This is a genomic window from Halomonas sp. Ps84H-12 (genome assembly GCF_024124725.1).
Taxonomy (GTDB): Bacteria; Pseudomonadota; Gammaproteobacteria; order Pseudomonadales; family Halomonadaceae; genus Vreelandella; species Vreelandella aquamarina.
In genome coordinates, this window is sequence record NZ_JAMXSJ010000014.1 from 23,291 (window position 1) to 47,038 (window position 23,748).

The 23,748-nt window shown below is 56.3% G+C and carries 30 protein-coding genes, 3 pseudogenes and 1 riboswitch; of the genes and pseudogenes, 6 read left to right on the top strand and 27 right to left on the bottom strand.

The annotated features are described in order from the left end of the window. Positions 1–6: 6 nt before the first annotated feature. Positions 7–429 carry a hypothetical protein gene (locus NH344_RS08680; protein WP_044630396.1) on the bottom strand — a complete coding sequence of 141 codons (423 nt, stop codon included), beginning with the start codon at positions 427–429 and terminating at the stop codon, positions 7–9. A 93-nt stretch (positions 430–522) separates the two neighbouring features. Here NH344_RS08680 and NH344_RS08685 point away from each other — a divergent pair. After that, positions 523–798: pseudogene (locus NH344_RS08685) on the top strand (DEAD/DEAH box helicase); the annotation flags it as partial. On the opposite strand, the pseudogene NH344_RS08690 reads toward NH344_RS08685, so the two are convergent. Together NH344_RS08690 and NH344_RS08695 are read right to left on the bottom strand one after the other, a co-directional pair. After that, positions 793–1,189: pseudogene (locus NH344_RS08690) on the bottom strand (transcription termination factor Rho); the annotation flags it as partial. The pseudogenes NH344_RS08685 and NH344_RS08690 overlap by 6 nt on opposite strands. 3 nt (positions 1,190–1,192) lie before the next feature. Further along, positions 1,193–1,404, bottom strand: a pseudogene (locus NH344_RS08695) (Txe/YoeB family addiction module toxin). A gap of 94 nt (positions 1,405–1,498) precedes the next feature. On the opposite strand from NH344_RS08695, the gene NH344_RS08700 reads away from it, so the two are divergent. Next, positions 1,499–1,738, top strand: coding sequence for a type II toxin-antitoxin system ParD family antitoxin (locus NH344_RS08700; protein WP_044630393.1), 240 nt, complete (start codon positions 1,499–1,501; stop codon positions 1,736–1,738). Further along, positions 1,738–2,031: a type II toxin-antitoxin system RelE/ParE family toxin gene (locus NH344_RS08705; RefSeq protein WP_058579745.1), complete on the top strand. Its 294-nt coding sequence runs from the start codon at positions 1,738–1,740 to the stop codon at positions 2,029–2,031. Before NH344_RS08700 ends, NH344_RS08705 begins: the two co-directional genes overlap by 1 nt. Before the next feature lie 135 nt (positions 2,032–2,166). Here NH344_RS08705 and NH344_RS08710 read toward each other — a convergent pair whose 3' ends face one another. The 7 genes from NH344_RS08710 to NH344_RS08740 form a co-directional block, all read right to left on the bottom strand. Next, a complete protein-coding gene (locus NH344_RS08710; RefSeq protein WP_172514392.1) occupies positions 2,167–2,721 on the bottom strand; it encodes a sugar O-acetyltransferase in 555 nt (184 codons plus the stop codon). A 95-nt stretch (positions 2,722–2,816) separates the two neighbouring features. Further along, entirely contained in the window at positions 2,817–4,508 is a 1,692-nt protein-coding gene (locus NH344_RS08715) for a DUF2326 domain-containing protein (RefSeq protein ID WP_253027786.1), read from the bottom strand. Further along, the gene (locus NH344_RS08720) at positions 4,498–4,722 is read right to left on the bottom strand and encodes an ABC-three component system middle component 6 (protein ID WP_172514390.1); all 225 of its coding nucleotides are present in this window, start codon (positions 4,720–4,722) and stop codon (positions 4,498–4,500) included. Before NH344_RS08720 ends, NH344_RS08715 begins: the two co-directional genes overlap by 11 nt. Next, positions 4,712–5,296, bottom strand: coding sequence for an ABC-three component system protein (locus NH344_RS08725; protein ID WP_172514389.1), 585 nt, complete (start codon positions 5,294–5,296; stop codon positions 4,712–4,714). The genes NH344_RS08720 and NH344_RS08725 overlap by 11 nt, the downstream gene beginning before the upstream one ends. Positions 5,297–5,307: 11 nt before the next feature. Next, positions 5,308–5,547: a hypothetical protein gene (locus NH344_RS08730; protein WP_172514388.1), complete on the bottom strand. Its 240-nt coding sequence runs from the start codon at positions 5,545–5,547 to the stop codon at positions 5,308–5,310. Between the two features lie 544 nt (positions 5,548–6,091). Further along, entirely contained in the window at positions 6,092–6,412 is a 321-nt protein-coding gene (locus tag NH344_RS08735; RefSeq protein ID WP_164834383.1) for a hypothetical protein, read from the bottom strand. Between the two features lie 86 nt (positions 6,413–6,498). After that, on the bottom strand, positions 6,499–6,819 hold the full coding sequence (locus tag NH344_RS08740) for a hypothetical protein (RefSeq protein ID WP_164834383.1): 321 nt from the start codon (positions 6,817–6,819) through the stop codon (positions 6,499–6,501). A gap of 136 nt (positions 6,820–6,955) precedes the next feature. Between NH344_RS08740 and NH344_RS08745 the strand changes: the two genes are divergently transcribed. Together NH344_RS08745 and NH344_RS08750 are read left to right on the top strand one after the other, a co-directional pair. Further along, complete coding sequence (locus NH344_RS08745; RefSeq protein ID WP_054641813.1) at positions 6,956–7,267, top strand: BrnT family toxin; 312 nt, start codon at positions 6,956–6,958, stop codon at positions 7,265–7,267. Next, positions 7,242–7,514 carry a BrnA antitoxin family protein gene (locus NH344_RS08750; protein ID WP_054641814.1) on the top strand — a complete coding sequence of 91 codons (273 nt, stop codon included), beginning with the start codon at positions 7,242–7,244 and terminating at the stop codon, positions 7,512–7,514. The genes NH344_RS08745 and NH344_RS08750 overlap by 26 nt, the downstream gene beginning before the upstream one ends. 154 nt (positions 7,515–7,668) lie before the next feature. Here NH344_RS08750 and NH344_RS08755 read toward each other — a convergent pair whose 3' ends face one another. Then, a complete protein-coding gene (locus tag NH344_RS08755; protein WP_213262288.1) occupies positions 7,669–8,418 on the bottom strand; it encodes an NAD(P)H-dependent oxidoreductase in 750 nt (249 codons plus the stop codon). Positions 8,419–8,511: 93 nt separating this feature from the next. Between NH344_RS08755 and NH344_RS08760 the strand changes: the two genes are divergently transcribed. After that, the gene (locus NH344_RS08760; protein ID WP_213262289.1) at positions 8,512–9,402 is read left to right on the top strand and encodes a LysR family transcriptional regulator; all 891 of its coding nucleotides are present in this window, start codon (positions 8,512–8,514) and stop codon (positions 9,400–9,402) included. A gap of 58 nt (positions 9,403–9,460) precedes the next feature. On the opposite strand, the gene NH344_RS08765 is transcribed toward NH344_RS08760, so the two are convergent. The 16 genes from NH344_RS08765 to cobT all read right to left on the bottom strand — a co-directional run bounded on the left by NH344_RS08765 (position 9,461) and on the right by cobT (position 23,682). Next, the gene (locus tag NH344_RS08765; protein ID WP_062373489.1) at positions 9,461–9,760 is read right to left on the bottom strand and encodes a helix-turn-helix domain-containing protein; all 300 of its coding nucleotides are present in this window, start codon (positions 9,758–9,760) and stop codon (positions 9,461–9,463) included. Further along, positions 9,753–10,067, bottom strand: a complete 315-nt coding sequence (locus NH344_RS08770) for a hypothetical protein (protein ID WP_054641851.1) — start codon at positions 10,065–10,067, stop codon at positions 9,753–9,755. The genes NH344_RS08765 and NH344_RS08770 overlap by 8 nt, the downstream gene beginning before the upstream one ends. A 718-nt stretch (positions 10,068–10,785) precedes the next feature. Next, the gene (gene cobO, locus NH344_RS08775) at positions 10,786–11,397 is read right to left on the bottom strand and encodes a cob(I)yrinic acid a,c-diamide adenosyltransferase (RefSeq protein ID WP_074210706.1); all 612 of its coding nucleotides are present in this window, start codon (positions 11,395–11,397) and stop codon (positions 10,786–10,788) included. 25 nt (positions 11,398–11,422) lie between these two features. Continuing rightward, the gene (locus NH344_RS08780; RefSeq protein WP_044629351.1) at positions 11,423–11,863 is read right to left on the bottom strand and encodes a YtoQ family protein; all 441 of its coding nucleotides are present in this window, start codon (positions 11,861–11,863) and stop codon (positions 11,423–11,425) included. Positions 11,864–11,974: 111 nt separating this feature from the next. Continuing rightward, the gene (locus NH344_RS08785) at positions 11,975–13,285 is read right to left on the bottom strand and encodes a cobyrinate a,c-diamide synthase (protein ID WP_062360326.1); all 1,311 of its coding nucleotides are present in this window, start codon (positions 13,283–13,285) and stop codon (positions 11,975–11,977) included. Positions 13,286–13,299: 14 nt separating this feature from the next. Further along, positions 13,300–14,088: an ABC transporter ATP-binding protein gene (locus NH344_RS08790; RefSeq protein ID WP_253027787.1), complete on the bottom strand. Its 789-nt coding sequence runs from the start codon at positions 14,086–14,088 to the stop codon at positions 13,300–13,302. After that, entirely contained in the window at positions 14,088–15,059 is a 972-nt protein-coding gene (locus NH344_RS08795; RefSeq protein WP_082051443.1) for an iron ABC transporter permease, read from the bottom strand. The genes NH344_RS08790 and NH344_RS08795 overlap by 1 nt, the downstream gene beginning before the upstream one ends. Next, positions 15,059–15,949 (bottom strand): cobalamin-binding protein, encoded by an 891-nt coding sequence (locus NH344_RS08800; protein ID WP_044629354.1) that lies wholly within the window; start codon positions 15,947–15,949, stop codon positions 15,059–15,061. Before NH344_RS08800 ends, NH344_RS08795 begins: the two co-directional genes overlap by 1 nt. A gap of 13 nt (positions 15,950–15,962) precedes the next feature. Beyond that, the gene (locus tag NH344_RS08805) at positions 15,963–17,789 is read right to left on the bottom strand and encodes a TonB-dependent receptor (RefSeq protein ID WP_253027788.1); all 1,827 of its coding nucleotides are present in this window, start codon (positions 17,787–17,789) and stop codon (positions 15,963–15,965) included. 139 nt (positions 17,790–17,928) lie between these two features. Next, positions 17,929–18,164: riboswitch (cobalamin riboswitch) on the bottom strand. A gap of 32 nt (positions 18,165–18,196) precedes the next feature. Continuing rightward, on the bottom strand, positions 18,197–18,628 hold the full coding sequence (locus tag NH344_RS08810) for a bifunctional adenosylcobinamide kinase/adenosylcobinamide-phosphate guanylyltransferase (RefSeq protein ID WP_044629356.1): 432 nt from the start codon (positions 18,626–18,628) through the stop codon (positions 18,197–18,199). Then, positions 18,580–19,233: a histidine phosphatase family protein gene (locus NH344_RS08815; RefSeq protein WP_058578362.1), complete on the bottom strand. Its 654-nt coding sequence runs from the start codon at positions 19,231–19,233 to the stop codon at positions 18,580–18,582. The genes NH344_RS08810 and NH344_RS08815 overlap by 49 nt, the downstream gene beginning before the upstream one ends. Next, positions 19,170–19,946 carry an adenosylcobinamide-GDP ribazoletransferase gene (gene cobS / locus NH344_RS08820; RefSeq protein ID WP_253027789.1) on the bottom strand — a complete coding sequence of 259 codons (777 nt, stop codon included), beginning with the start codon at positions 19,944–19,946 and terminating at the stop codon, positions 19,170–19,172. Before cobS ends, NH344_RS08815 begins: the two co-directional genes overlap by 64 nt. Continuing rightward, entirely contained in the window at positions 19,943–20,491 is a 549-nt protein-coding gene (locus NH344_RS08825) for a bifunctional adenosylcobinamide kinase/adenosylcobinamide-phosphate guanylyltransferase (RefSeq protein WP_228168870.1), read from the bottom strand. Before NH344_RS08825 ends, cobS begins: the two co-directional genes overlap by 4 nt. Continuing rightward, positions 20,475–21,587, bottom strand: coding sequence for a threonine-phosphate decarboxylase CobD (gene cobD, locus NH344_RS08830; protein WP_044629359.1), 1,113 nt, complete (start codon positions 21,585–21,587; stop codon positions 20,475–20,477). Before cobD ends, NH344_RS08825 begins: the two co-directional genes overlap by 17 nt. Next, positions 21,587–22,594, bottom strand: coding sequence for an adenosylcobinamide-phosphate synthase CbiB (gene cbiB, locus NH344_RS08835; RefSeq protein WP_253027790.1), 1,008 nt, complete (start codon positions 22,592–22,594; stop codon positions 21,587–21,589). Before cbiB ends, cobD begins: the two co-directional genes overlap by 1 nt. Continuing rightward, positions 22,591–23,682, bottom strand: coding sequence for a nicotinate-nucleotide--dimethylbenzimidazole phosphoribosyltransferase (gene cobT, locus NH344_RS08840; protein ID WP_044629361.1), 1,092 nt, complete (start codon positions 23,680–23,682; stop codon positions 22,591–22,593). Before cobT ends, cbiB begins: the two co-directional genes overlap by 4 nt. Positions 23,683–23,748 lie beyond the last annotated feature (66 nt).

Genomic DNA, 23,748 nt, shown 5'->3' on the forward strand with positions numbered 1-23,748 from the left:
AGGTTCCTAACCGGTAGTTAATGTTGCCAGCAGCTCATCAATTTCTGCTTTAAGTTCGTTATCTTCAATAGTGTGGGCACTGGCCTGGGCCTGCTGCAAGCGTTCAATCGCCGCCTGGTTGTCGCCCAGCTCCACTTGCAGTGCCGCCATGGAAAAACCAATCGAGGCAATGTGGTCGTTCGACTGCTTGGCTACCGCCTTATCCAGCGCTTTTTGGTAGATGGGCAGCGCGTCTTCTAGCTCTTCGGTGAAGTCGGCCAGGGTTTCCCACTGCTCTGGGTGGTCTTTCCCGGTATTCTCGTGCTCGGTGCAGATCGCCTCAAGCTCGGCATACAGCGCTTCAAAAGTGGCGCGGTCATCTTTGGCAGCCGCCTTCATCAGCTTTTCGGCAAGCTCGTACACCGCCTTGTAAATTTTGGTGTTAATCATCGACCACGACTCTGTTCATTCGGAATGGAGACAAAACGCCCTACATGCGTGTGCGTTTAGCGTCATGACAGGATTATACCTGGTTGGGATGGAGGCACGGGCAAAACCGCGGCCTTTGTGCTGCCGCTGCTGGAAAAATTCAGCAAAGCCGCAGAGCCGCTGCGCGGTAAACGCATCCGTGCACTGATCCTCGTACCCACCCGCGAGCTGGCGGTTCAGGTGGAAGCCAGCGTAGTCCAATACGCCAAGCATACCCCGCTCACCTCAATGGCCGCGTACGGCGGTATGGATACCGCGCCCCAAAAGGAGCGTTTGATCGAAGGCGTGGACATTCTGGTGGCCACACCGGGCAGGCTACTGGCCCTCGCCAGCTTGCCTGCGCGCCGTTTGCAGCAGGTTGTCGGCCACGCGCGCATAGTGGGCGTAGCTCTCGTCAGACGACGAAGCGTGCACCTTGGCGGTCACGCTGCGCTTGAAATCGGTCACTTCCTCTGGGCGCTCATCGATCAGCAGGGCATACAGCTTGATCTCGGGATACGCCGCCGCCACGGCCTGGCAGATATGCTTCAACAGCGTGGTTTTCCCTGCCCCCCCCCGGCGGCGCCACGATCAGCCCGCGCTGCCCCATGCTAATGGGCGTGATCAAATCCATCGCCCGCACACTGTGCTCACGAACGCCATTGGCCAGATAAAGGCGCGGGGAAGGATAAATGGCGGTGCCGTTGAGAAGGCTAATACATCCGCAACAGCCGTTGGTTATGCATTATTCATAGTGGCTCCAGGCCTGAGAACTTCCACCACTCGCTCGTCATCGAGCACTTGATAGACCAGGTGATGCTGAATATTGATGCGGCATGAATAGAACCCCGCAAGATCACCCACGAGTTTCTCAAACGGGGGCGGCTTGCGGTATGGGTCTTCCGCTACCAGCGCTAGCCGTTCCTGCTCTTTTGGCTTGAGGCCGATGGAGGCCAGCTTCGCAGCGGCGCGACTTTATCGCGTCGGCCTGCCTTGCCTTGTTATGGGTGCTTTGCCATGATATACCAATATTTGGTATAGGAGTCTCCCCATGGCTAGAAATACCAGCATTACACTCGGCCCCCACTTTGATGAGTTTATAGCCATTCAGGTTGAAAAGGGCCGCTATGGCTCGGTGAGCGAGGTGGTACGTGCCGGACTGCGTCTGCTTGAAGAAACGGAAAGTAAGCTTGAACGGCTCCAACGCCTTCTGGATGAAGGCGAACAGAGCGGAATCGCAGAGTATTCCCTTGAAAGCGTTATTACAGAACTGGACAACGAAGCTCACTGATGCGTCCATACCTGCTCACTTCCTCTGCCCGAAAAGACGTTGTCGAGATAGGCCGCTTCACCACCGAAAAGTGGGGAAAGCGCCAACGCGATACGTACCTCAGGCAGCTTGACGATGCTTTCAAGCTGCTCGCTCGCCAACCTGATATTGGCCGCGATACGGGTGACATAAAACCAGGGTACAAAAAGTTCAGTCAGGGCAGTCATGTTATCTTTTACAGAGCCGGTACGGAATCCAGGATCGTTGTCATCCGAATTCTCCACAACAGTATGGATGTGGAGCAGCATCTTTAACGCCCAATTAAGTAGCCCGAAACGCTACTACCAACTTTCCGCACAACACCGTAATCACAAAAACCAACGCATAGTAAAAATGCCACGCGTTGGCTGTCTCTCTTGAAGCGTTTGTTATGAGCAGCTAGCTAAAGGTTACTCGATTGCTTTTAACACTCGTGCTGGGTTGCCACCAATGACAACATTGCTACCAAAGCTCTTTGTCACAACGGCTCCCGAGGCAACAACAACATTGTCACCTAACGTCACTCCAGGGTTGATCGTTGCATGACCACCAATCCAACAGTTGTTACCTATTCTGATTGGCTTTGCAAACTCTACCCCACTGTTTCTCTGAATCGGATCGATTGGATGAGTTGCCGTATAGATTCCGACCTGTGGTGCTATAAAACAGTTTTCACCAATACGAACTTCCGCTACGTCCAAAATGACACAGCCAAAATTGGCATAGAAATTCTCACCAACGTGTATATTCAGCCCGTAATCGCAGTTGAAAGTCGATTCAATGTGAATGCTATTTCCTGTAGAACCCAACAAGGATTTGACTATCTCTACTCTTTTATCTGGGCAACTTACACTTGTTTGATTTAGCTTCTCTGTGAGTAAACGAGCCTCAAGACGCAACTTGACGAGCTCAGCGTCACTCGGATCGTAATACTCACCAAAGAGCATTTTTTCTCTTTCTGTCATATATAACTCAGTTCTAAAGTTTAATGCTGCTCATAACGCCTCAAACACCGGCGCAGCTTTGCTGCGTCCGAGTGATTTGACTTGTTAGTTTTCGTTTAAACACAAAAGAATTTTTCATCCTCATCAAGAGCCAAGATTATATTTCTGGATACCTTCTTATAGGTTTCTTCTGATATTTTATCTGATAGCATTGACAGAATTTGTTGACCCGGAAGCTTGTTTGCTTCTTCGAAAATATCTTCAATTTGTTTTTTGTCAACATCCTCAATACTGTCATGAAAAATAAAGCTTGGTCGATTAAGCTTTAACTCACTAATGGCATGAATATATGCAAAATCAAAAGCAATAACTTCGGCTTTCTTCTTCTCGCCCTCAGGATTAGTTGCTGTGTTAATGAGTTCAATAGAGCAAGCCCCGCTATCCTTATTAAAATCCAAGTCTATGCTGTATTCTTCATCGTGAAGACTTTTGGTAAGAGACCTGAAGTGTGTATTAAATTTTTTCTCAAATTCATAAACATTATCAATCTCTTTGGAAATGGCCTCAAGAATCTTTTGCAATTGAGCTTCAGCTTCAGCTTGATCTGATTTTGCTTTGGACTGCTGCTCCATTAGACCTTCTAATTTTCCAAGCTCAACTTTAAGCTCACCAAGTCGTTTCAGATTTTTAGTCACATTGTCTAAGCTTTCCTTAGACCTCATGTCAGAAAAAACTTGTAACTTATCTTTCCTTATTGAACTTAGCTCTGCCTGAAGACCTTCAGACTCCTCGTTCAATTTAGGTAAATCAATCGTAAGAAAGTGCTTCTTTTTCTCAACGAGATTTTTATGGAACAAAATGACATCTTCAAGTTCTCGTAAGGCTCCGTCAATTGCGACGCCGGAGAAGCTATATATAGCTTTAAGCTCGTTAATCAAATAACCATCTTTGTCTTTAGATAAGAGTTCTATAGTATGATTGATGTTGTCTACTTTTCGCTGTATAGATAGAAGTTCTTCGGTATATCGGTCTTCTTTTACCTGTAGCTCTGAAAGTCTTTCTATTGGGTTTGAATATTCTGATGAATATTCGAATGTTAAAAGGTTATCCTCTAGCTCTTTAGCATCTGCCTTATATTTCTTGATCTCACTTTTCGGCTTTTGCTCTTTCACTAGCGCATTAATCGATGTGGAATTCCTTTTTCGCCTGTTAACCAGATTTGTTGCATCTCTTTTCTCCGTAAGTAGAGACGTATTATTGAAACCGAAAAGGTATAAAAAAAGTTCGCTATAATCTTTTGGGCCTTGTCGCTTATCAAGAAACTTAGTCGTACTTAACATTCTGTGACTGTCATTTCTAATGAATTTCGGCGCTACAGCTCGGACAGAAGGTCTTCTAGTAGATATATTAAAAATTTTATCCTGAATAAATGACTCATATCCCTTTTCTTCAACAATTTCACCATTTACCCAGAATTTAGATTCGGATTCGTCATCAATACATAAATGGCGAGAAATTTGATTTATTTTATTTGAGTAGTCAAAGAAGCTGAGAGAAGCAGTTACAATGTTGTTCTTAAATAGCGTTTCTATCTCAAGATTTGGCTTTTTGAACTCTTCATCAATGTAAATATTTTCTATGCTTCCTAGCATTAGAAAGTCAACCACTCGTGATAATGTTGATTTTCCTACACTGTTACCTGTACGACCAGAATTTGGCTTGTTTGTGACGAGGTTAAGACCAGACTTGAATTTAACAAATCTTTTTACCTCGTTATTTATCTTTATTTCAAGGCTATCAAGCTTCATTTATAAAAACCTCTACTCCATTAAACTCAATTGCCTTAATTGAAAACAACCAATCTAACGACAGTATGATGTGATCAATCGATACTTTTAGCTCTGAAGAGCAGTCAGTGAGTATCGCATCTAAGGGCGGATTTTCATCTGCCACTTTCTTTAGAATTTTTGCCCCTATGCTTACAACATTTATTTCTGGGTCACAACCACTTCTAGGAATCATCAGCTGGATTCTCCATGATTATGCATTCGATAAAAGCATGAGCTACAACAACATTCACTCCCAATTCAACATGCTCTTTGTAAGCAGGAGTGTTTTTTGATTCAAATACAGTATTTTTTAATCTTTGAATGATAAAGTCCAAAATGAACTCAGAATTTTCTCTGACTTTAGCTATGTCTATATCGCAAATTAAATAGTCAATTTCAACAGCGTCTAAAGCAAGAAAGTATAAATCGTTTAAATTCTGAAGGATCGTATCTTTTCCAAAAGTGACCAATGAGTCAATCTCGGAATAGGCTTCTTCTACTTTTGAAGAATGATCTAAGTATTGCTTTATGATATGGCTTTTAGCTTTAAGGTTATTGTGTTGTATCTTTACAACTGTTTCAGAAGATGGGCGTCTTCTGTTTTTCTTGAGCGTAAATGGCTTATTAGCTAGTGACTTTAGCAATTCATTTATAGCTGAGCTGATCTCATATTCGGGTGAATTTCCGATTATGATATTTCCAGCATTACGTTCAACTTTAACTGTTTTATTCACAGAGGGATTATCCCCTTCATTTCCTATAGTCAAGGTTTAGTCCCTTACATGTCTATTCTCATGCCGCCTGAATTATTCTTTGTATACACATTCTTCTGGCCGTTTTGCGTAACACTATCCTGACTATTATCTACTGTTGAATTTTTTGTTATTTCGCCAACTTGCATTTTCAACTGTTTATTTTTCTTTGATTTAATCACAGCAAATAACGTACTTCCAACAGTACATACCCAAGCCAGTGTGACACCAATATCCGATTTTACAAATTCAATGAAAGTATCCATTTTTATCCTAGATGACAAATGATGATGTTGATGAGAAAACTAACGCTGAGCTTAGCGGCGCCACGTCAGTGGCGTCCGGTGGACGGCCCTCGGGCCGGGAACGTACTACAGCGACTGGTTAGCTGAGAAGCACCGGCGGGCGACAAACCCAGATCCTTGGCAACCAACATGACCGCCTGCTCCGTTGCTTTATGCACAAGCCCTAGCCGATGCACCCTGAGTAAAACTACCACCGACAATGCGGCGAATGAACCTGGACCTCAGATTAGCAGGTAAGCAAGGAACCAGGTTTCGACGGACACCTGGTTCCGGCAAACACTCACCTTTATGCCAACGCCACTGGCTGATTTTGGCTACCCACTCGCCGCGGATTCCGACGGCCTTGGCAAACCACGGGAATTGCCGGATTTGCTGCCAGTATAAGGCCAAGGCCAACACCACCGAGCCAACCAAAAGGCACAACGCACTACCCAGCTAACGCGTAGCGCACCGGTGACTTTGACGTAGCGAAGCGGAGACAAAGGCATCCGAGTGCCGCGCCTGGTTATGTTTGATATTCGATTTCTACGGCCGACTCGTCTCCACAATGAATGAAGAGTTCCCCTTTCGCTGAATTTGAAGATGAAAACTGAAACCAACCACGGCCAGACTTTTCACGACCATCATCATTTCCAGACCAAGAAAACTCGACTCGCCCTCCATCATCTGGAATGCGGTAGTCGATTTGGCCCTCAACTGCTCCGAATACAAAAAAGCCGAGGCCATCTTCATCGAACTGGAAGTATCCGGGCTCGATAAGATCAACAAAGTCTTGATCCCACATTTCCATCCACTTAATTCGCCAGCGTCCAACGACTTTACTCAAACTACCTCCTTAAAACATAACGCTTAGCGCACCGGTGACTTTGACGTAGCGAAGCGGAGACAAAGGCATCCGAGTGCCGCGCCTGGTTATGTTTGATATTCGATTTCTACGGCCGACTCGTCTCCACAATGAATGAAGAGTTCCCCTTTCGCTGAATTTGAAGATGAAAACTGAAACCAACCACGGCCAGACTTTTCACGACCATCATCATTTCCAGACCAAGAAAACTCGACTCGCCCTCCATCATCTGGAATGCGGTAGTCGATTTGGCCCTCAACTGCTCCGAATACAAAAAAGCCGAGGCCATCTTCATCGAACTGGAAGTATCCGGGCTCGATAAGATCAACAAAGTCTTGATCCCACATTTCCATCCACTTAATTCGCCAGCGTCCAACGACTTTACTCAAACTACCTCCTTAAAACATAACGCCTGCAGCATGCGCGCCCACGAAATGGAGCCGAGGGCGCAATGTAGTGGGCGTCGCCGTGCCTGCATTGGTTAGCACTTGTTGACGCCTGCGTATATGCTGATAATATACTTTTATGATCAATTGGGCACAAGTTACTGGCTTTGACTGGGACGAAGGCAACTCCCGAAAAAACGTGGAGAAACATGGCGTAAACCAGTCCGAAGCGGAAGAAATTTTCTTTAATGAGCCGCTTCTGGTGTTGGAGGATTCCAAACACAGCCAGACTGAGGCCCGTTTTCATGCTCTTGGTGAAACAGATGACGAGAGATTGCTCCACATCACGTTCACACTGAGGCAGAACGGTACGCTGATTCGGGTGATTTCCGCTCGCGACATGCACCGAAAAGAGAGGGCTGTTTATGAGCAAGCCAAAAAAGATGCCTGAGTTCAAAACTGAAGCAGAAGAACGGGAATTCTGGGAAACTCACGATTCCACCGACTACCTGGATTGGAGCCAGGCCAAGCCGGCATCGTTCCCGAAGCTGAAACCATCAACCAAGACCATCTCACTCCGGTTGCCGGAAACTCTGCTTGATCGGATCAAGATCGAAGCCAACAAGCGGGACATGCCTTATCAATCGCTGATCAAGGCTTGGCTTGCGGATGATGTAAACGACAGTCGTCGGACATGAGGTGCTAACGTCCGGCTTTGCGGCGAACCGGAGCGCCAGCGCAGGCGCGTCCGACAACAGCCGATTGTTAACCCCTGAGCGTGAGATCTTCCCGGGTGACCGCAGGGTGCCCAGCGTTCTTTGTCTTAACATAAAACAGAAGCCACTTTATTTCCTACAGTCGCCAACGCATAGGGTGAGTCTGTTCAAGAATACCGTTTTGATCCCAGTCTTCCCACCCAGTAAAAGGAATGGAAGGCTCCTCAAGCAGCCCTGACAACCGGTCCGCCCAAACCGTTTTATTCCCTTCCAACTGGCCCCTGAATTCGGACTCGTCCTGATAGCGGATACCACCACCCTGAATGCCATAGCTGACTTGTGGCGCCAGCACCTCAAACCCCACGTAGTAAAGCGAAGAATGCATCGGCCAGAGCCATTCCACCATATTGCCAGCGCGGCCGAATGGCATGAACGCCTGCTCCGGCGACCCGGTGGTCACAGAACATAGGGCTTTTTTACCCAGAAAATGCCCCCGGTTGTATCGCCTGCTGCCGGAGTAGAGCCCGCCATAAACCAGGACCCGGTCAAACCAGCCTTTCAGGATTGCTGGCTGTGCATGCCACCACAACGGAAACTGGAAGATCACCAGGTCGGCCCAGTCCAGTCGGCCAATTTCCCTCTGAACTTCAGGTGCCAGTGTACTTCGTTCATAATGGGCCCGCTGCTCGGTCAAGGGCGCAAAATAGTGTTCATCAACTCTTTCGGCATAGTGGCTGGCGCGTTCAACCGGATCGAACCCCTCCTGATAGAGGTCATCCAGTTCGACGGTGTGCCCCGCAATCTGTAGTGACTGTTTCGCCACATCCGCCAGCCCGCCGTTGAACGATGCTCGCTCCGGGTGCGCTAGTACAATCAGCACATTCATAAGCCTTGACCCCCTATTTTTGAATTCATCTGGCAGTAGCCTATGCTGTTCGTTATTACACATAAATACCCAATATCCGATAACTGAGCTTGCATGAACGAACAACAAATCCGCTGGGATGATCTGCAGATTATCTCGGCCATTGCCGAAACGGGCACGCTTTCAGGCGCTGGCAGGCAGTTGGGAGTCAGCCATGCGACCGTCTTCCGACGGCTGACGAATCTGGAAAATCAGCTGGGAGTCACACTGTTTGAACGCTCGCGTACGGGATACACCCCAAGCACGGCTGGTGAGGACCTTTTCTCGGTCGCAAGAAGGGTGCAAGCCGATATCACCGGCGCCGAACGCCGACTTGCGGGAAAAGACCTGAAGCTGTCCGGAGCCATCCGAGTCACCACCACCGACACCCTATTTGCGGGCCTGCTGGCAAAGCCGTTCGACACGTTCTGTGCGGACTATCCCGACATCAAGCTGGAAGTGGTCATATCGAACCAGGTGCACAGTTTGAGCAAACGGGAAGCGGACATCGCCATTCGCCCCACCGGAAAACCTCCGGAAACCCTGGTTGGCCGCAAGATTGGTGTGATCCTCCAAAGCGTCTACGGGCAGCGGCAGTACTGGCAGAACGAGCGAGTGCCCTTGCACAGGTTAACAGGGCACCCATGGATTGGCCCGGACAACCATATGGGCAACCGTGCTCTCGAAGCCTGGATGGCCCAGAATGGACTTAACGAGTTCTGCCGCTACCGGGTCGACTCCATGCTAGGCATGCAAGCCGCCACGCGATCAGGCCCCGCCGTGGCCGTACTTCCGGACTATCTGGGGGATTATGATCCAGAGCTCTGCCGCCTGACGGATTCAATCGGGGAGCTGGCCACTCCGCTCTGGATTCTTACCCATCCTGATCTGAGGCGGGTGAAACGAATTCGGGAGTTTACGCAAGTTATTGGTGAGTGTTTGCGCAGAGGCCTGACGGCTGGTTAACGCCCGGCTTTGCGGCGTGCCGGAGCGCAGCGTAGGCGCGTCCGACAACAGCCGCTTGTTAACCCCGTAGCTCGAGGCCTTCTCGAATGACCTCGGGATGACGGGAAGCAATCTCAATGAGCGCTTTTGCTGGACCAGAGGGTTCACGTCGACCTTGCTCCCACTCCTGCAGGGTTCGCGCGGAAATATGCAGTACCTCAGCAAACTCGACCTGAGTCAGTCCGGTTTTGCCTCGAGCCTCTGCCACCTCGTTAGGCTCAACACGACTGACTCGTGCAGTTTTGCCCGCTTTCATTTCTTTAACAGACTGAAGCAACTTGTTGCCAAGCTCCTCAGCACTTAGTGTCTCGTCACTCATTTTCCAATACCTCACGAATCGACTTCAGGATATGAGCGGGTATATTGCCCCTGACGGCTTTCTTGTAGATCACCAATAACCAGATCTCACCATTTGCCAACTTGGTGAAGTAAATGACTCGCACCCCACCGCGCTTCCCTGAACCCGCTACCGACCAACGAACCTTTCTACATCCGCCGCTACCCGGAATGGGGTCACCAATTTCCGGACTTGCCGCAAGCCAGGCAAAGAAAGCGCTTCGCTCTTCCTCAGTCCAGATTTTTCTGGCATCTGCTTCAAATGTAGGGGTTTCGATGATGGTAAACATGATAGTCAATATACGTCATTGACGGAGTTTTGCAAGATGCTGGTCACAAGGGTTAACAGTGATTATACGCCCTTCCACATAACACTTTTGAACGCGCCAGCATGATTATTGATGTTATATCGCCACTCAAACAGGCATAAACCACTGTTTCTAATAGACTATGTCTGACTCATGGCAGCATAACCAAAATTCGCGTGCCTGCTGCTTTTTACGACTCAATCATACTCTATTCATAAATTTGGCTTAGGTCACGCAGAATTTTGGGGAAATTGTGATCGGTCAAAGGGTGGTGGGTGGTGAGTGCTGAACTTGAGGTGGGTGGTTGCTTATGGCGTGGTGGATGGGCGGCTGGCGCCGCCTTCGCGCCGGGCCGCCGCTGCGGGTGCCTTCTTCGCTCGTTGCTCTCGCTCAGTCGTTACGCCGCGCTACGGGGGATTGCGCTGTGTGGCTTTATCATCGCGAGCTAAAGCTCCCTCCCACAGGTGGCCACATTTAGTTTTGAAGGAATGTTGAGTTTTGTGGCTTGATCATCGCGAGCTGAAGCTCCCTCCCACGGGTGGCCCAATTAGTTTTCAGGGAATGCTGAGCTTTGTGGCTTGATCGTCGCGAGCTGAAGCTCCCTCCTACAACTTCAGACCGCCATCAGCCATAGCACAGGGCAATGAGGGTTCGATTATCGTCCCCTCACCATTCACCATTCACTAACCGCCCCTCTCCTTTAAAGTTCTATCCCTTTTTGGGCTTTGATTCCTTGGTCTTTGAAGGCGTGTTTGACGACTTTCATTTCGGTGACGGTGTCGGCGAGGTCGATGAGGGGTTGGGGGGCGTAGCGGCCGGTGACGATGGCGTGTTGCATGTCGGGGCGGGCTTGTAGGTCGTCGAGGACCTGGTCTAGGTCGAGGTACTCGTAGCGTAGGGCGATGTTGAGTTCGTCGAGCAGTACCATGTGGTAGCTGTCGTCTTGGAGCATGCGCTTGGCTTGTTCCCAGGCGGCGTTGGCGGCGGCGACGTCGCGTGCGCGGTCTTGGGTGTCCCAGGTGTAGCCTTCGCCCATCACGTGGTAGTCCACGTTGGGCAGGTTGCGGAAGAAGGCTTCTTCACCGGTGCTGAACGCGCCCTTGATGAACTGTACCACGCCGACCTTCATGCCGTGGCCAAGGGCGCGGGCGAGCATGCCAAAACCGGAGCTGCTTTTGCCTTTGCCGGGGCCGGTGAGCACCAGCAAGATGCCCTGCTCTTTATCGGCGCGGGCAATGCGCTCGTTCATGATTTTTTGCTTGGCCGCCATGCGCTGAGCATGGCGTTCCGGGGTTTTGGCATTTTCGCGCATGGGGGCTCCTTGGGGTGTTTTACCTTTACGCTTTCAATACGTAGCGCAGGGTTTCCACGACCTGATCGGTGGTGGTGCACCAGGCTTGGGCCTGGGCGTCGACTTCTTTCAGCGGGTGAACGATCTCTTCGCTGTGCAGCGTGATGTAGGGCTTGGCCAGGGCTGCGCAGTAGCCTGCATCGAAGGCGGCGTTCCACTGTTTGTACTTGTCGCCAAAGCGCACCACCACCAGATCGGCTTGTTCGATCAGGGTGCGGGTGCGGATGGCGTTCACTTTGGAGGACTGGTGGTCACGCCAGAACCCGTTCTCCGGTTTGCCCAGGTGGTCGCCAGCGGCATCAGAGGCGTCGTGGTCGGTCACCGGGGCGGTGAAGACCACGTCCAGGCCTGCGGCTTCTGCGCCGCGCTGGATCTCTTCGCGCCAGTCAGTGTGAATCTCGCCGGAAAGGTAGACGTAAAAGCTCATAGTAGCTCCTTTAGGGTTGGGGAGTGTCTCGCCGCTCTATGATAGCCCACTACTGCTTTATGGAAAAACCTTCCATATTTTTGGGCTAATAGCTGCGCGCTCCCCTGCCCGTTACTCCGCTAGGTGAATTGGTTGGCCGGTGAAAATATCCGCCACCAATTTAGGCGCGGAGGGAAAGTAGCCGTGGAAATAGCTGGCGATCAGCGCGCCCTCACGGTAGATGGGTTCGGCTTCGCTACCAGCCAATTTGCGGGTGCGGGCCAGCGGTTGCATGGAGGTGTCCAGCAGCGAGTGATGGTAGGTGTGGCCGCGCAGTTCGCCGCGTTGGCTGTGTAGGCTTTGTAGGCCTAGCGCTGTCAGCTTACCGGCCATTTTGGCGGTGCCGGGCAGCAGCCCCATCATCGTGTGGCCTGTGCCTTCACCGTCGACCAGCTGCTCGACGCAGCTCATTAGCCCGCCGCACTCGGCGAGTATCGGTTTGCCTGCGCGGTGGTGGGCGCTGATCGCCTCTCGCATCGGTTGATTAGCACTAAAGCGGGCGGCGTGAAGTTCCGGGTAGCCACCGGGCAGCCAGAGGGCGTCGCATTCTGGCAGTGTAGAATCGTTGAGCGGTGAGAAGAAGTGCAGCGCCGCGCCCATCTCCTCTAATACATCGAGATTGGCGCGGTAGATAAATGCGAAGGCGTCGTCTTTGGCGATGGCGATACGCACGCCGCGCAAATAGTCCGGTGCAGGCGTGGGGGCGTCAGCACTTAGCGATACCTCTTTAGGCAGGCGACCTAGCCCAGCTTCTTCTAACACCTTGGCGGCGGCGTCTAGCTGGGCATCCAGGCCGCTCAGCTCGCTGGCTTGCACCAGGCCCAAGTGGCGGTCGGGGATTTTCATCGCGTCATGACGGGGAATTGCGCCCAGCAGCGCAATGCCTTCCGGCATGCTCTCATTCAGCAGCTTGCTGTGGCCGGGGCTGCCGATGCGGTTGGCGATCACTTCGTGAATAGTGAGATCCGGGTGGTAGTTGGCCAGGCCTTGTGCCACCGCGCCAAAGGTTTGCGCCATGCCCCAGGCATCAATCACCGGCAGCGCGGGGATGCCCGCCAGGATGGCTAAGTCCGCACTGGAGGGTGAGCCATCGAATAGCCCCATGGAGCCCTCCACCAAAATCACGTCAACTTCTTGGGCGGCTTTGGCTAAGCGCCAGCGGCACTCGTGCTCGCCGGTCATCCAGGGGTGAAGCTGATACACCGGCTGGCCGGAAGCGACTTCTTGCACCATGGGGTCTAGGTAATCGGGGCCGTGTTTGAAGACCCGCACGGTGCGCCCGGCGTTACGGTGCAGCCGTGCCAGCGCCGCCGTGACCATGGATTTTCCCTGACCCGAACCGGGGGCGCTGATGAGCGCTGCGTGTGCTTTACCTTGCAACATGTCTCTTCCTTAAATCACTCATGGTCGGTAAGGGGTGCCTGGATGGGCACAAACACCGGCGCACCATCCACATCTACCGTAGCCAGCCGCTGTTGGTAGAGCCGCTCTAGGGCGCTGGGCACCAGCATGGTGTCTCGTGGGCCCCAGCAGGCTTCGCCGCCGGGGTATAGCAGCAAAATGTGGTCGCACCAGCGGGCGGCCAGGTTGAGGTCGTGCAGGCACATCATCACCGCGCTGCCCTGGGCGGCCTGTTCGGCCATCAGCGCCATCACCGCACTTTGATGGTGCAGATCCAGATGGTTGGTGGGCTCGTCCGCCAGCCAAATATTGGGCGCTTGGGTAAGCACCGTCGCCATCGCCACCCGCTGGCGTTCACCGCCGGAAAGCGTGCTGACCAAGCGGTGGCGAAGATGTGCCACATCCAGCGCTTCCAGGGCGGCCTCGGCGCGGGCGTAGTCGTCGGCACCTTCCATCTGCCATAGGGAAAGGTACGGGTGGCGGCCAATCAGCGCGGTCTCCAGCACCGTGGCGGGAAAGCCGTCTAGCCGCTCTTGAAACACCAGCCCTAGGCGTTGGGCCACTTGCCGCCTGCGCAGCTGGCTTAGTGGCGTGTCTCCTATCAGCACCTGCCCTGAACGGGGGGCGTTCAGCCCCGCCAGCGTATGCAACAGCGTAGTTTTACCCGCGCCATTGGGGCCAAGCACGCCCCACACCTGCCCCGGTTCAATGGTGAGGTTCAGCGCCGTGCCTTCGCTACGCCCTGGCACGTTAATGATCAGGTCTTGAGTCGCCAAGCGGGTCATCAGCGGCTCCGGTAGAGCAAAAAGAGGAAGGTGGGCACACCCAGCAGCGCGGTAATCACGCCTACGGGGAGCTGCTCGGGGGCAATCATGGTGCGCGCTAGGGTATCGGCGAGTACCAGCAGCGTGCCGCCTGCCAGGGCGCAGGCAGGTAAAATCAGCCGCTGGTCGTTGCCGAGCAGCAGGCGCAGCATATGGGGCACTACTAGCCCCACAAACCCAATGCTGCCTGCGGTGGTCACGGCGGTGGCGGTCAAGAGGCTGGCGGCAATGTAAATTCCCCACTCCAATGGGCGAACATCCACGCCCAGGGCGGCGGCCTGCTGGGGGCCACGGGCCAGTACGTTGAGGCTGCGCCCCAGGGGTATCAGCAATACACAGGTGGCGATTAATAGCAGCAGCGGCGGCCACGGCGCGCGAGCGTAGGATAAATCCCCCATCAGCCAGTAGAGCATCCCCGGCAGCCGCTCGGCAGGGCTTAGCGCGAGCATCAGGGTAATCACTGCGCCCCACCCCGCGGCCACGACCACGCCCGTCAGCAACAGCCGGGCAGGCGTCCAGCCGCCGCTGCCGTGGGCTAGGCCAAACACTAAAAACGTAGAGAGCAGCGCGCCTAAAAATGCCGAACCCGAAATAAGCACACCGCCCATCCCGGCCAACATGGCCGCCAATGCCCCCATCGATGCCCCACCAGACAGCCCCAGTACGTAGGGGTCTGCCAGCGGGTTACGCAGCAGCACCTGCATCAAGGCACCGGCCACCGCCAGCAATCCGCCCACCGCAAAGGCAGAAAGCGCCCGTGGCAGGCGAAGCTCGATCACCATGGTACGCGCCAGCACATCGCCCTGGCCCTGCACCACCGCCCAGAGCTGCGCTGCCGAAAGCTGCGCGCTACCCACCGCCAGAGAAAATAGCATGGCGGCCACGGCGATCAACGCCAGCAGGCCAAGGGGTTGCCACAGGCGCGCCACCATTAAGAGGCCCCGCGCTTTTGGCGAGTTTGTTCAAGTTTCTCACACAGAATTTGTGCGCCTTCCAACAGGCGCGGAGTGGGCCGCTGAATTAAAGAAGGTGGCACAAAATAGAGGTTATCGCCCGTTACGGCGGCTAAATTGGGGTACTGTTCCCAGTGGGTGAGCCAGTGGCGGTTCTCCTCTCCCATGCCTCCAGCAATAATGGCCTCGGGGTTGGCGGCCAGCACGGCTTCGTCATCCAGTCTTGGCACCAGCCGTTCCAGCTCGCCAAAGACGTTCTCGCCGCCGCAAAGCTCTACTACCTGACCAATCAGATGTTCGTTATTAACGCTCATCAGCGGCTCGTCCCACACCTGATAAAACGTGGGTACCGGGTCGCGCTCCCTGTAGCGGGCGGTGAGCGCGGCCATGCCGTCTCTAAACTCGCTAGCCGCCTGCCGCCCAGTTGGTTCAGTTCCCGCTAAAAGGGCCAGTCGCTCAATGGTGTGGGCGACGTCTTCCACGCTACGCGGCTCGATGTAGAACACCGGCATGCCCAGCGCTTCTAGGGTTTCCATCTGCTCGGCGGGGTTACCTGTTACCCAGCCGATGACTAAATCCGGGGCAAGCCCGACCAGGGCTTCCAAATCGATTCGGGTGTGGCTGCCCACCGAGGCCACGTCCTTTGCTTCCGGCGGGTAATCGCTGTAGCTCACCACGGCCACGACCTGATCTCCTGCGCCTGCGGCGTAGGTCAGCTCCGTTGCCCCTGGGGAGAGCGTGGCAATACGCCGTGCAGCGTTGTGCAGGCATACTTCGCGGTCACGATCATCCACCACGCAGCGTGAGTGGTCGTGGCCCTGGACAGGTATGGCTATGAGCAAAAACGCGAGGCCCAAGGCCCCGCGCATTAACCCACGTTGGCTACTGGCCAAAGTGAACACTTAAGAACCCTGCTCGGCCTGCGTTGATGTAGTCACGCGAGGTTTCATACTCTTTATCAAAGGCATTTTCTACCGTAACACGGGCCGTCCAAAGCGGTGCAAACTGCCATCCCGCACGTAGATTAACCAACCCATAGCCACCCAATCGCTGAGTATTAGAGGCATTATCATAGCGGTAACCTTGTGCTACTAACGACCCTCCCAATGACCAATCGCCAAGCTCGCGGTCAGCATCTAGCCGCACACTTTGGCTAGCACGGCGGGCTAGTCGATTGCCTGTTTCCTGATCTTCCGGGTCCAGGTAGGTATAGGCAGCTTGCAGTACCCAGTCGTTGACTTCTACGCCGCTTGAAAGCTCAGCACCGCGAATACGCGCATTATTGACGTTTTGTGGCGCCCACAAACCGCTTGGCGTCGGCGCCCAGGCAATCAGGTCGTCGTAGTCGTTTTGGAAGACGGCCACGTCCCAGAACCACTGGCTGTAGCTGTACTGGCCGCGAACGCCCACTTCAACGGTTTCAGATTTTTCGGGATTGAGATCAGGGTTGCCAGAGTTCGGCCAATAGAGGTCATTAAAACTCGGGGCTTTAAACGCCGTGCCTATACTGGCGCGCAGCGTATGGTAGTTATCCAGTTCGTAGCCCAGCGCCAAGCTGCCGGTCACTTCATCGCCATAGGCCTCGTTGTCGTCGTAACGCAGGCTTGCCTGAATAGCAAACGGCGAAAAGTCGAGCAGCGCTTGCGTAAATACCGCGGTGTTATCGCGACTGGTGACCTCAAACTCATTGGTGCTTGAAACGCGGTCTTCGCTAATTTCAGCGCCCGCGATTACCTCATGGGCGCCGAGCTGGATGTTGTTTTGCCAGCGAGCGGTTTGGGTGCGGGTATCAATCACCGACCCACCGAAGTTATCCATCGTGTCCAGCTCATCGCGGGCTTCGCTTAGCGTTAACCGACTGCGCCAGGTAGTAGTTACCGGTAGCTCACCGTAAATACCCGCCACCTGCTGAACGAAGTCATTCTCACCGCCATCATATTCGTTGTGGCCGCGAGCGCGCAGCGCCAGCACGCCCACTTCAGCGCCACTCTCGAAGGTGTGTGCAACACGGGCCAGCGCCGAGGTGTTGTCGTAGCCTTTGTCTTCGCCACCGCGACGAATGGGCTGGCCGTCGGTATTGAAATGGCTACCGGCAAAACTGTAGCGCGTGCCGCCTTCGCGTCCAGAAATACCGGCACTTACCCGCTGGGTATTGAATGAACCACCGCCGATGGAAATATTGGGTTGCGGGCCTTGTTCGTCACCATCAGGGGTAAAGAGCTGTATCACGCCGCCAACGGCATCCGCGCCGTAAAGACTACCCCGCGGGCCGCGCACGATTTCCGCGCGGTCAAACATACGAGGATCTAAATACTGAAAAGCGGCACTACCCGCTGTGGCTGAACGCAGCCGAATGCCATCTATCATTAGCACGTTTGCATCGCCGGGCGCACCACGCAAAGAAACGCTGCCGCTTTTACCAAAACTGCCGTTGCTGGTGACATCAACGCCCGGCTGGCCGCGTAGAAGATCGGTTAGGCTGGTGGGGTCTTGGCGGCGAAAAGTAGCTTCATCCAGCACGCTAACGGATGAGAGGCTTTCATTGGCGGTGCGGGGCGCTAATGCAGCGGTGACAACGACAGGATCAAGCGCCGCTAATTCCGTGGTCGCTTCGGCGTACTGGGCCTGGGCTGAAAAGGAGATGGCCAGCGGCAGTGCTGCCATCGCAAATGCCGCCCGTGTGGCGGTGGTGTGAAAACGGTGGTTCATGAAAGGTCCCTTGCTCACTGTGCTCACCCGCACAGCGTGTTTTTAGTGGCCGGGCAGGGGCACACAAGGGAAAACAGCGGCTGAAAGCCACTGGTATTCGCCCTGCACATGCCCTCCGCATGCCGGTAATCTTTGGCTTTTTTAGCCGTCACTCTTAGGCCGGTCTCCGGGCTGACGAGCGAAAGGGGCGGCTTAACGTAAGCGCCATACCTTTCCGAACGACCACCTTCCCATGCGTAAGCACAGTGGCGTCTCTAGCCGTTCTTATCTCGATCACCGTTGCGGGGGCAGCGTTGGATTCACAAAAAACGTTCACCAACTTCCCGTTTAATTGATGGCGTTAGTGCCACCAGCACCTGAGAGTGCGCGTAAACTAGCAACTTGTTAGAGGTTGGTCAATTTACCGTCTAGCCTTTCAGCGCCTGTAATAGGCCGTGGCGCACGTACCATACCTGCTCAGCGTGGGCGGCGGCATCCTGGGTGAACCAGCCGCTTAAATCGCGCAGGCGGCGCTGGTCTCGGGCGATGGGCACCAGGCCACGACCCAGTTCGTTGGCAATAATCACCAGCGTGACGTTATCCTCTGCGGCGGTTTGGTTTAGGCGCTGTAAATCTTCCCGCCACTGGGCTCGCCACTCGTCGCTGCTGAAGTCAGAATCCTGCGCGGCGGTGAGCCACTCAAACAAGCCGTGGAGCACCAGCGGCGTATTCGGTAGCATGACGTGGGCGACCTCATGAAGGCGCTGGCCAGGGGCTAAGCGCCACCATACCGCACTGGGGAAGCGTTGTTTTACAGCGTCGCGCTTACCTGCACTGGCACCGCCGATGAATAGTTGCATTGCCATTCTCCTTTTCCATCCTCACCTGCCTGATACGCGAGCTGCCAGCGCCGTCCTTGGGCCTGATGCACAATTCCCTCCCAAAAATCGAGGGTTTCAAAACGGCGGCGTAGCTCACGAATCACACCGCCGTGGGTCACCACTAACACTTTTTGATAGCCATACTGCTGAGTGTGTGCCGCGACATCGTCGAGCCAAGCATCTAGGCGTTCGCGCAGCTGGCCAGAAGACTCTCCACCGGGAATTTGCAGCTCTCCGGCGCTATCAATCCAGGCGCGATAGTGCGGCAATTCTTTTAATTCATCGTAAACCTTGCCTTCGTACTCGCCAAAATCGAGCTCCCGTAGGCGCGGTTCGGCATAGACGGGTATACCCGGTTTTGCTGCTTGTGACCACGCCAGCGTTTGCTGGCAGCGGCCAAGGTCACTGGCATAAATCGCGTCAAAGCGTTCATCCATCAGGGCTTTCCGAAGCGTTAGCAGCCCTTCCTCCGCATCGGGAAACAGCAGCGGAATATCCCGCTGGCCCTGGTAACGGCGCTCTAAATTCCAGGCGGTGATACCGTGGCGAACTGCCACCAACTCCACATTAAGACCAGTAGCCAAAGCTCTCCTCCTTCAATGGTGGCACCGACCATATCGCCGTTAATGCCGTTAAATAGACGCAGCAGTGCCGCACGCGTCAGCGCTAACCAACACGCGACTGCGACCAGCCATAGCGCCATCGCGGGCCATACCAACACCAGCGGTAGCAGCGGCACCAGCGCTAGCCCAACATCGCGGCAGCTGAGCGACTGCTGCCAGCTCCAGGCCAGGCCGCGTGAGTGGGCGCATGGGGTCAGTACAAGTAGCGCGACTCCCGCCCAACGCCCCAACGCGGGCACCACCATCAGCCACCACAGCGGCGCGTGATACTGCAGCAGCGCCCAGAGCAGCACGCCCTTCCAGGCCAGCAAAAACAGCAGCGCTAACATACCGAAGCTGCCGATTTGTGGGTCTTTCATGATCTCCCAGCGCCGTTCCAGCGGCTGGTTGCTACCCAGCGCATCGGCCAGATCCATCACGCCATCCAAGTGCAGGCCACCGGAAATGGCCACCCACAGGCTAAGCAGTACCAGCGCCGTGATGGGCGATGGGGTTTGCCACTGGCCCAACAGCAGGGCGACACAGGCCAGCAGCGCTCCCACCATCAGGCCCACCAGCGGGTAGGCGCGAATGGCCCAGCGCCGGGTGGCCGGTGTCCAGGGGCAGGCAACGGGGATCGGCAGGCGCGTCAGAAACTGCAGCGCCAACAGCATGCCGTAGAGGGCGTTTTTCATGGTGCACCAGCCGCCTTCCATTCGATGGACTGCCCGGCCACCACCTCCAGCACTTGGTCGGCCTGGGCCGCCAGCCAGCGGTGCAGCTTTTGCAGGAATTCCACGTAGCGCCACACCTCTGCCGAGGCAGGCAAGGGCGCTTCGTTGAGATCGTTGGAGACCACCACCAGCGTCACCCCCCGGCGGCGGGCATCGTGAAGCGCACGCACCAACAGCGCAAAGGCTTCTGTTTCACTGACCGGCGCGGCGTCCTCCTGGGTATTGAACATCACCTGGCTGGCCCAGAGGGTCAGGCAGTCCAACAGGGCGGCATGGTCGTTGGGCACCTGGGCCACGGCCTGTTCGATGTTGAGCGGGGCTTCCAGGGTGACCCAGTGGTTGGCGCGGCGGGCCTGATGATGGCCTACCCGTTCGGCCATTTCGCTGTCGTAGATGTCGGCGGTGGCCACGTAGTAACACGTCTTGCCGTCGGCGTACTGCTGAACACACTGCTCCGCCACCAGGCTCTTGCCCGACCGAGCCCCTCCACTAACAAAGACAATCATTCAGCACCTTTGACAACCGATCATTGGTCACACCATCACGTAGCGCCAGCCTTAGCCAACCACCCTTCAGGCCAGCAAAACCATGGGTATGTCGCGCCAGCATACCTTGGTGAAGCAGGCGCTCAAGCAGCACGATACTGGAAATGCCCCGCTGCCGCTGGGCGGCCCCAGGCCGCACCAGATGAAAGCAGCTGTGGCTGGGCACCACCTCCAGCCCCAGCGCGGCCAGGGCAGCGCCCATGCGTGGCTGCTCACGGGCCAACCACTGGTGGGTACGCCGGGCAAAGCCCTCATCCGCCAGCAGCGGCGGCACCAGTTCAGCAGCCAGATGATTGACGCTCCAGGGCGGTTGCTGCGCCTGAAGCTGAGCGATACGCCCCTCATCGGCCAGCACGTAGCCCAGCCGCAGGCCCGGCAGGGTAAAGAATTTGGTCATGGAGCGCAGCAGGATCAACGCCGGGTAGCGTTGGAGCAGCGGAGTCAGCGGTGCAGCCTCCAATGCCAGGTCGATGAAGGCTTCATCCACCACCAGCGAGGCCCCCGGTTTCAAGGCGTCCAGCAGCGCCTCGATAAGCGCCACGGGCAGCAGCGTGCCGGTGGGGTTGTTGGGGCGGCAGACGAACACAACATCAGCGCTGGCTGCCGCCTGCAGCAACGCGGCCGCGGGCGGGTCGAAGGTGCCCGGCAACAGGCCAAGCTCGCTGATGCGCACACCGTGGGCGTTGCAGGCCCGGGCATACTCGCCAAAGGTAGGAGTGACGATCAGCGCCTGCTGGCCAGCGTGGTGCGCCGCCGCCAGAAAGATGGCCTCCGCACCGCCGTTGGTGAGCAGTACCTGCCCCGGCTCCACGCCTGCGTGTTCGGCAATCGCCTGCCTGGCGGCGCGGTAGTCCGGTTCGGGGTAGCGGCCCAGCCCAGCCAGGCGCTGGGCCAGGTAGCCGGTTACCCAGCCGGGCGGGCCCAGCGGGTTCAGGTTGGCGCTGATATCTTCCAGCGGGTGGTCGGCAGGCAGGCCAAAGCGCTGCAGCAGCGCGGCGGCCTGGCCACCGTGGCTTGGCCAATGATGGAGAGGCAGGTTGCCGGGCTGGTCGCGCATCACCCGGCCCCCGTAGCCATCACGAGGCACAGCTGCAGGAAGAGCAGCAGCAGGAAGAACAGCAGCCAGGCCCCGTGCATCAGCCAAATCGTGGTAGTGATGTGGCTGGCTTTCAGTAAATCATGGGCGGTGCCCAGCGTGGCCCGGTGTGATACTTGCCCCTGGTAGACGTTGGTGCCGCCCAACTGGACGCCCAGCAAATTCGCCACCATCGCCTCGGGCCAACCCGCGTTGGGGCTTGGATGGCGGGGCGCTTCGCGCCAGGTGGCCGCCAGGGCGCCCCGCCAGCGCAGAGGTGAGAGGTGAAACACCCCATACAGCACGCCCGCCAGCCACAGGCACAGGGCGGTCAGCCGGGCAGGCAGCCAGTTGGCAAGGTCGTCCAGCCTGGCCGAGGCGTAGCCGAAGTCGCCGTAGCGCTCGTTCCGGTAGCCCACCATGGAGTCCAGCGTATTGATGGCCTTGTAGGCCAGCGCCAGCGGCGCGCCCCCCAGCAGCGCAAACAGCAGCGGCGAGGTAATGCCATCGACGGTGTTTTCCGCCACGGTTTCCACCGCGCCCCGGGTAATCTCGGCTTCATCCAGAGCCTGGGTATCACGCCCCACCACTCTGGACAGCGCCTGCCGCGCGCCGGGCAAATCGCCCTGCCGCAACGGGGCGGCAATGGCCCGCCCGGCATCCGCCAGCCCCTTGATGGCCAGCGTGGTGGCCAGCAGCCACAGCTCGGCGGCCAGCCCCAGCCAGGGGTGCACCCACGACAACAGCGCAAGCCCCAGCCAGGCCACCGACAAGGTGCCCAGCACCACCACCAGGGTAAGGCACCCGCCCAACAGGCGCCGCCGCTGGGGGCTGCCTTTGTTCCAGCGGTGCTCCAGGGCGCTAATCGCCTTGCCGATGATCACCACCGGGTGGGGCAGCGCGCGCGGGTCCCCCACGATCAAATCGATGACGATGGCCAGCGCGCCCCATCCGGCCAGAGCGGGCAGGCTCAGCAAGTCGAGGCTCATGGTGCCTTGCCACTCACCCCCGCCTGGGAGAACGTGGCCATGTCACTGAGCATAGCGGCGGCAGCCTGTAGCAGCGGGTAAGCCAGCGCCGCCCCACTGCCCTCGCCCAGGCGCATTTCCAGGGCCAGCAGCGGCTGCGCCGCCAGGGCTTCCAGCGCCAGGACGTGGCCCGGCTCCGCCGAACGGTGGCCAAACACCAGGTAGTCGCACAGTGCCGGGGCCATGCGGCAGGCGGTCAGGGCCGCCACCGTGGCAATGAAGCCATCCACCACCGCAGGCACGCGGTGGGCCGCCGCCGCCAGGTACGCACCCGCCATGGCGGCAATTTCCAGGCCGCCCAGCTTGCACAACACCTCCAGCGGGTCGTCAGGATTCGCCTGGCGATTGGCCAGCGCCCGCTCGATAACCGCCGCCTTGTGGGCCTGCTGGGTGCTGTCGATACCGGTGCCCGCCCCCACCATCTGGGCGGCAGGCACCCCTAGCAAGGCCGCCAGCATGGCGCTGCTGGCGGTGGTGTTGGCGATACCCATTTCGCCCACGATGAGCCCATTGGCCCCCGCCTGTACGGCCCGCTCGACCGCTGCCATGCCGGCCTGCATGGCCTGGCGCGCGTCGTCCAGCGGCATGGCGTCGTGGTGCAGCATGTTGGCCGTGCCCGAACGCACGCGGGCATCGGTGGCTCCCGGCAGCGGTCGCGGCGACGCCACACCGACATCCACCACGTCCACCCGAGCTCCCAGCTGGCGGGCAAACACGTTGATGGCCGCGCCCTGCTGAACGAAGTTGGCGACCATCTGCGCGGTCACCTCCTGTGGAAACGCCGACACGCCTTCAGCGGCCACGCCATGGTCGGCGGCAAACACCACCACGGCAGGGCTATCCACCCGAGGGCGGGCGCTGCCCGTGATGGCGCTGAGCTGAATCGCCAGCGCTTCGAGCCTGCCCAGGCTGCCGGGCGGCTTGGTCAAGGTATCGAGGTAGGCACGAGTGCGCTCAGCGGCGGCGGCATCGACGGGGCCGATATCAGGCAGCCAGGGGTAAGCGGCAAGGGAGTCAGAAGCGGCAGCAGAGGACGCGCAGGGAGGCATGGCAGCTCCAGTGGCAGCAAAACCAGAGATGAAGTGATCGCAAGCGCAGCATGGTAACAGATGCGG

Coding starts and splice junctions, on each gene's coding strand:
- NH344_RS08680 (WP_044630396.1), bottom strand. CDS start 429: ATGATTAACACCAAAATTTACAAGGCGGTGTACGAGCTTGCCGAAAAG.
- NH344_RS08700 (WP_044630393.1), top strand. CDS start 1,499: ATGGCTAGAAATACCAGCATTACACTCGGCCCCCACTTTGATGAGTTT.
- NH344_RS08705 (WP_058579745.1), top strand. CDS start 1,738: ATGCGTCCATACCTGCTCACTTCCTCTGCCCGAAAAGACGTTGTCGAG.
- NH344_RS08710 (WP_172514392.1), bottom strand. CDS start 2,721: ATGACAGAAAGAGAAAAAATGCTCTTTGGTGAGTATTACGATCCGAGT.
- NH344_RS08715 (WP_253027786.1), bottom strand. CDS start 4,508: ATGAAGCTTGATAGCCTTGAAATAAAGATAAATAACGAGGTAAAAAGA.
- NH344_RS08720 (WP_172514390.1), bottom strand. CDS start 4,722: ATGATTCCTAGAAGTGGTTGTGACCCAGAAATAAATGTTGTAAGCATA.
- NH344_RS08730 (WP_172514388.1), bottom strand. CDS start 5,547: ATGGATACTTTCATTGAATTTGTAAAATCGGATATTGGTGTCACACTG.
- NH344_RS08745 (WP_054641813.1), top strand. CDS start 6,956: ATGATCAATTGGGCACAAGTTACTGGCTTTGACTGGGACGAAGGCAAC.
- NH344_RS08750 (WP_054641814.1), top strand. CDS start 7,242: ATGAGCAAGCCAAAAAAGATGCCTGAGTTCAAAACTGAAGCAGAAGAA.
- NH344_RS08755 (WP_213262288.1), bottom strand. CDS start 8,418: ATGAATGTGCTGATTGTACTAGCGCACCCGGAGCGAGCATCGTTCAAC.
- NH344_RS08760 (WP_213262289.1), top strand. CDS start 8,512: ATGAACGAACAACAAATCCGCTGGGATGATCTGCAGATTATCTCGGCC.
- NH344_RS08765 (WP_062373489.1), bottom strand. CDS start 9,760: ATGAGTGACGAGACACTAAGTGCTGAGGAGCTTGGCAACAAGTTGCTT.
- NH344_RS08770 (WP_054641851.1), bottom strand. CDS start 10,067: ATGTTTACCATCATCGAAACCCCTACATTTGAAGCAGATGCCAGAAAA.
- cobO (WP_074210706.1), bottom strand. CDS start 11,397: ATGCGCGAAAATGCCAAAACCCCGGAACGCCATGCTCAGCGCATGGCG.
- NH344_RS08780 (WP_044629351.1), bottom strand. CDS start 11,863: ATGAGCTTTTACGTCTACCTTTCCGGCGAGATTCACACTGACTGGCGC.
- NH344_RS08785 (WP_062360326.1), bottom strand. CDS start 13,285: ATGTTGCAAGGTAAAGCACACGCAGCGCTCATCAGCGCCCCCGGTTCG.
- NH344_RS08790 (WP_253027787.1), bottom strand. CDS start 14,088: ATGACCCGCTTGGCGACTCAAGACCTGATCATTAACGTGCCAGGGCGT.
- NH344_RS08795 (WP_082051443.1), bottom strand. CDS start 15,059: ATGGTGGCGCGCCTGTGGCAACCCCTTGGCCTGCTGGCGTTGATCGCC.
- NH344_RS08800 (WP_044629354.1), bottom strand. CDS start 15,949: ATGCGCGGGGCCTTGGGCCTCGCGTTTTTGCTCATAGCCATACCTGTC.
- NH344_RS08805 (WP_253027788.1), bottom strand. CDS start 17,789: ATGAACCACCGTTTTCACACCACCGCCACACGGGCGGCATTTGCGATG.
- NH344_RS08810 (WP_044629356.1), bottom strand. CDS start 18,628: ATGCAACTATTCATCGGCGGTGCCAGTGCAGGTAAGCGCGACGCTGTA.
- cobS (WP_253027789.1), bottom strand. CDS start 19,946: ATGAAAAACGCCCTCTACGGCATGCTGTTGGCGCTGCAGTTTCTGACG.
- NH344_RS08825 (WP_228168870.1), bottom strand. CDS start 20,491: ATGATTGTCTTTGTTAGTGGAGGGGCTCGGTCGGGCAAGAGCCTGGTG.
- cobD (WP_044629359.1), bottom strand. CDS start 21,587: ATGCGCGACCAGCCCGGCAACCTGCCTCTCCATCATTGGCCAAGCCAC.
- cbiB (WP_253027790.1), bottom strand. CDS start 22,594: ATGAGCCTCGACTTGCTGAGCCTGCCCGCTCTGGCCGGATGGGGCGCG.
- cobT (WP_044629361.1), bottom strand. CDS start 23,682: ATGCCTCCCTGCGCGTCCTCTGCTGCCGCTTCTGACTCCCTTGCCGCT.